Annotated in this window: 4 protein-coding genes and 2 pseudogenes; all 6 read left to right on the top strand. The window is 58.0% G+C overall.

The features are described from left to right. Positions 1-371 (top strand): annotated as a pseudogene (locus AC1DX0_RS32105) (CpaF family protein); the annotation flags it as partial. After that, positions 371-1342, top strand: a complete 972-nt coding sequence (locus AC1DX0_RS32100) for a type II secretion system F family protein (protein WP_477224022.1) — start codon at positions 371-373, stop codon at positions 1340-1342. The pseudogene AC1DX0_RS32105 and the gene AC1DX0_RS32100, both read left to right, overlap by 1 nt. An 18-nt stretch (positions 1343-1360) precedes the next feature. Then, the gene (locus AC1DX0_RS32095; RefSeq protein ID WP_477224021.1) at positions 1361-2311 is read left to right on the top strand and encodes a type II secretion system F family protein; all 951 of its coding nucleotides are present in this window, start codon (positions 1361-1363) and stop codon (positions 2309-2311) included. 53 nt (positions 2312-2364) lie between these two features. Then, positions 2365-2925, top strand: a complete 561-nt coding sequence (locus AC1DX0_RS32090) for a tetratricopeptide repeat protein (RefSeq protein ID WP_477224020.1) — start codon at positions 2365-2367, stop codon at positions 2923-2925. A 1-nt stretch (position 2926) separates the two neighbouring features. Continuing rightward, the gene (locus AC1DX0_RS32085) at positions 2927-3466 is read left to right on the top strand and encodes a prepilin peptidase (RefSeq protein WP_477358427.1); all 540 of its coding nucleotides are present in this window, start codon (positions 2927-2929) and stop codon (positions 3464-3466) included. A gap of 291 nt (positions 3467-3757) precedes the next feature. Further along, positions 3758-4082, top strand: a pseudogene (locus AC1DX0_RS32080) (methyltransferase family protein); the annotation flags it as partial.

Raw genomic sequence — 4082 nt, 5'->3', positions numbered from 1 at the left:
CCACCATCCATGCCAACACGCCGCGCGATGCCATCTCGCGGCTGGAGCAGATGGTCGGCATGGCGGGCATGCCGATGACCCACGAGTCCATTCGGGCGCAGATCGCCTCGGCTATCGACATCATCGTGCAGACCCAGCGCCTGTCGGACGGCGGCAGGCGCGTGACGTCCATATCCGAACTGACTGGCATGGAAGGCAATGTCGTACAGCTCCAGGAGATTTACAACTTCGTGCGTCGCGAGGTGACCGCGGACGGCAAGGTCATCGGGGATTTTCGCGCCACCGGCGTGCGTCCGCGTTTTGCTCCGGAGGCAGCGACGCTCGGGCATCATTTTGCCAAGGATGCCTTCAATCCGCAGGTTCCGCTCTGATGCCGACCGGCCAGGCACTGCTATACTTTATCTATATGCTGGCGGCGGCTTCGGTCATTCTCGCCGGGGAAGCTCTATATCTTTCCTTTGCCGGCCGCCGGTCCCGGATTGGCGTGATCAATCATCGGCTGAGGCGGCTGGCTGACGAAGCGCCCGCGGAACAGACCCTGCAGGGATTGCTGCGCGAACGTGGACTGACGGAATCAGGCGACTTTCTATTCAGCATGATCCGGCTGAACAGGCTCTATACCCAGTCCGGCATCACCGGAAACCCAATGGTTTTCGCCACGACGTTTCTCTGCGCTGGACTGGCGGTTGCGTTGCTGATGTCGGTCTTGTTGCATTTCTCTAACTTGGTGTCGCTCATCGTTTTTCTGGTGATCGCATTCGGGCTGCCGCTTCTCGTTCTTCGCCGCGCCCGCAACAAGCGCATTCAGAAGTTTGCAAAACAGCTTCCGGATGCGCTCGACATGATCGTCCGTTCGCTGCGAGCCGGACATCCGGCTTCGGTGGCGGTCGCGCTCGTAGCGCGCGAAATGCCTGATCCACTCGGTACCGAATTCGGCATCGTTTCCGATGAAATCACATTTGGTCTGAGCATCGAGCAGGCAGTGCGGAAGCTGTCGCAGCGCGTGGGCTTCGAAGGCCTTCATCTGCTGTCGGTGTCGCTGTCGATCCAGTCCAAGACAGGCGGCAATCTTACAGGAATCCTGTCCAATCTTTCCGTGGTGCTGCGCGACAGGCAGAAACTCAGGATGAAGATCCGGGCGCTTTCGGGCGAGGGCCGCGTGTCCGCGTGGATCATTTCGCTGTTTCCCCTTGTTATGTTCCTGATCCTTCAACTGCTTGCCCCGTCCTACTACGGCACCGTCTGGGACAGTCCGATGATCTTGCCGGTATTCACGATTTTCGGGCTGTGGGCGTTGTTGGGCGACTTTATCATGTACCGCATGGTCAATTTTGATTTCTGACGGGAGCGAAGCATAAACTTGTTTTCGATCATCCAGGATCTGGGCACTCTGATCTCCCTTGCCGTCTTCATCGCGGCGGTTGCGTTGTTCCTGTTCGGCGCGCTTGTCTTCTTGCCGGCGCTGCAGACGCGGACGCTGGTCGCGCAAAGCCTGAAGACCGAGGGGTTTGCCGATCGTCGTTCGCTCGCCGGACAGGAACTGCTTGCGAAGATTTCCGCGCAGCGGCCGGTCGACGCCTATTTCCGGTCGATGGAGAAGGAACGGGACGAACCAAATGCGCTTGAGGCGAAGCTGTTTCGAGCCGGCTTCTATCAGACCAGCGCGCCGCTCATTTACACCTTGTCACGGCTTGGTGCTGCCTGTGCCGGCTTTCTGGCTGCCTATGCGCTCTTGTCGCGCATTCTCCCACCTCAAATGCCCGGTTTCATAGGTTTTGCCGGTTCCGCTCTTTTCGGGCTCGCATGCATCGTGGTTCCAAGCATCCTGCTCGATCGCTTCGAGAGTGCGCAGAGAGAGGTCTATCGCCGCGCCTTTCCCGATTTCATGGACATGATGATCACCTGCGCGGACGCGGGTATGAGCCTGGAGGCGGCGGTGGAGCGCGTCAGCAGTGAACTGGCCGGCACCCACAAATGGCTCGGCATCCAGCTTTCGATCATGAATCTGCAGTTGCGTGCCGGTAAGCCGCTGCGTGAGGCGCTGCGTGACCTCGCCGACCGAATCGGTCTTGACGAGGCGCGGGCTTTGGCCGTGCTTTTTCGGCAGTCGGAAGAACTCGGCACCAGCCTGACCGACGCTTTGCGGGTCTACAGCGAAGAGATGCGCAGCCAGAGAATTCTTCATGCCGAAGAACGTGCCAACTCCTTGCCTGTCAAGATGATGATTCCATTGGGACTGTGCATCTTCCCGGTGGTGATGATGGTGATCATGTTACCGGTGATTATCCGCATGAAGGGCATTTTCTTCTGAACCGGTATATGCTTTGATTCTAAAGTGGAGTCGCAGGACTCTTGGGAGATAAAATGACAGGGCCAATGCGCCTCTCAGTCGCAGCCGCAGCCAGCCTGCTGATGATGGCGCTTGTTGGCTGTCAGACAAATGGCGCGGACACCACAGATGGTGTCGTCCGCACCAACGAGCCGTCGAAAGGCGATGTCACGTCTTTTGGCGATGCCTTCGATGGATTGAAGACGGTCGGCAACGTCGAATATTACGCCTCGGACCAGGCCGTGGCCGAAGCCAAGAACCAATTCCGTGCGGAAAATTACGGCAACGCCGGCGCCCTCTTTTTCAAGGCGACGCAGCTGGCGCCCAATGATGGCGGCGCCTGGATGGGGTTGGCCGCTTCCTGTGACCGCATACACCGGTTCGACCTCTCCGACCGGGCCTATGCCAGGGCTTTCAAGCTGGTTGGCGCGTCGCCTGAGTACTACAACAATGTCGGCTATTCCTATCTGCTGCGCGGCAAGCTGCAGGATGCACGCGCGAATTTCCTCAAGGCTTACGAACTGGCGCCCAACGATCCGACGGTAGCCAACAATCTGAAGCTGCTGTCCTCAAGCGTGCAGAACATCGAGCGCTAGCATGCTGCTTGTCGAAGCGCTCCTGCTGAAGGCCCTCGCCATCCCTCTGCTTGCAAGGGTTGCGTGGCTCGACTTCACGACGCAGAAGATTGCCAATCGCGATGTGCTGCTGCTGCTCTGCCTTGGGGCGGGATCGCTGTTGCTGCTGCTGCTCCGATCCGGATCCTGGTTGGACATGGGCTTGAGCGCGGCTGCCGCCCTCGTGCTGTTTCTTGCGTTGTTCCCGTTCTGGSYSTTGCGCAAGRTCGGCGCCGGCGACGTCAAGCTGATGGCGGTCATCCCTTTCCTGACCGGCGGCAACGACCTCGTCGTGTTTTCCCTGCTGCTACTGGTTTTCGCCCTCGTCACCGCAGCGGCCATGAAAAATCCATTCCTGCTGCCCGCAGGTGCCTTCCGCGTCTACGTTCAGCATCTCGACCGCAAAGGCGTTGTGCCGTTCGGCGTGCCAATCTCGGTCGCGGCGATCTGCACGCTACTGCTCGTGATCTACGAAAGTTTGGTGTTGGCGGGCAGCTCAGGAATCCTGAATCAGCTTAGCTGAACGGCGGCAGCGCGCTCTGCTATGCGAAATGCGGGCCATCCAGCCGCATTGATAGGCAACGCAAATCAAAACCGCAAACGTTGTGCTGTGAGGGCTGAGTGCAATCATCGCAAATCACAATTGAGATCGACGCCAGGATACGAAGCACGAAGATTTGGGCATTTTGCCGCGATAGGCCGGATAGATTAATCAAAAGTTGAGACGGCATAGCCGTTAACTCTTTTCAAACCATCTTATTGTCGGGGCGCGGAAGTGATGTTTCAATGACTGCTTAGGCACGGGGGCGTGAAAATGTTGAATGAGGACTTTTTTGGCCGTATTGCCATCGTCTTTGTCATGACGGTTATGGCGACGTCCAGCGCGATACCTATATTGCACTATTTCCGTCAGGATACCTCAGCAAGTTCGCTCGCAATCGTCACTCAACTGGCGTCAACCGTGTTTCTGTTGCTGCTGCTTGTGATGACCATCATCCGCCTTCCGCCGAAGGGAACTGCGCAGGGAATTGAACCGAGAGTAACCGCGATCGCTGGAACATTTATGATCCTGCTCGCATTGAACCTGACGCCGGCATTGCAAAATGAGGCGGCGCAAGTGATAGGCCTCTGCCTGGTCC

This window comes from Mesorhizobium sp. P3_A9, from assembly GCF_056402975.1.
Note: the sequence above shows the minus strand (reverse complement) of the source record. Positions and strands in the feature narration are given on the sequence as shown.

What these genes read in the sequence shown, in the direction of transcription:
- AC1DX0_RS32100 (WP_477224022.1), top strand. Translation starts at nt 371, where the DNA reads ATGCCGACCGGCCAGGCACTGCTATACTTTATCTATATGCTGGCGGCG.
- AC1DX0_RS32090 (WP_477224020.1), top strand. Translation starts at nt 2,365, where the DNA reads ATGACAGGGCCAATGCGCCTCTCAGTCGCAGCCGCAGCCAGCCTGCTG.